This window comes from Mesorhizobium sp. M7A.F.Ca.CA.004.12.1.1 (assembly GCF_003997835.1).
GTDB lineage: Bacteria > Pseudomonadota > Alphaproteobacteria > Rhizobiales > Rhizobiaceae > Mesorhizobium.
Genome location: NZ_RZRK01001381.1, coordinates 1 through 753, shown reverse-complemented (window position 1 = coordinate 753; position 753 = coordinate 1). Strand labels below are relative to the sequence as shown.

General features: G+C 68.5%; 1 protein-coding gene. It reads left to right on the top strand.

The window, feature by feature from the left end:
• The coding region (locus EN984_RS36525; RefSeq protein ID WP_164766013.1) for an AI-2E family transporter at window positions 1-591 on the top strand (591 nt) is incomplete at its 5' end.
• Window positions 592-753: the final 162 nt, after the last annotated feature.

The window sequence follows — 753 nt, the reverse complement described above, 5'->3', positions numbered from 1 at the left end:
GTCGACAGCTGGGTGCCGCGCGACTATGTCGAGACGGTCAGGGCGCTTGCCCGCGAGATCAACACCGCCACCGCCGGCTTCGGGCGCGGGCAGGGCACTCTCTGCCTTGTGCTGGGCGCCATGTACGCCACCGTCCTGACGCTGACGGGGCTGAACTTCGCCATCCTCATCGGCGTCTTCGCCGGGCTGATCTCCTTCATCCCCTATGTCGGCTCGCTGACCGGGCTGGTGCTGGCCGTCGGCGTCGCCTTCGTCCAGTTCTGGCCGGACTGGACGATGATCGTCGCGGTCGCGGTCGTGTTCTTCATCGGCCAGTTCATCGAGGGCAACATCCTGCAGCCGCGGCTGGTCGGCAAGAGCGTCGGCCTGCACCCGGTATGGCTGATGTTTTCGCTGTTTGCCTTCGGTGCGCTGTTCGGCTTCGTCGGCTTGTTGATCGCGGTGCCGGCTTCTGCGGCCGTCGCCGTGCTGGTGCGGTTCGCCATTGCCCGCTATCTCGAATCGCCGCTCTACAAGGGCCGCGGCGCGGCACCTGTGCCGCAGCTCCCGGCCGATCGCGGCGGCGGCCACCGCACGCAACCGCGTCGCTGAAGTGACCGCCCAGCCAACCGACCCGCCACGCCAGTTGCCGCTCGATCTCGGCCATGGCACCGGCTATTCGCGCGACGAACTCGTCGTCTCCGGCACCAACAACCAGGCCGTGGCGCTGGTCGACCGCTGGCCGGACTGGCCATCGCCGGTGGTGGTGCTGGC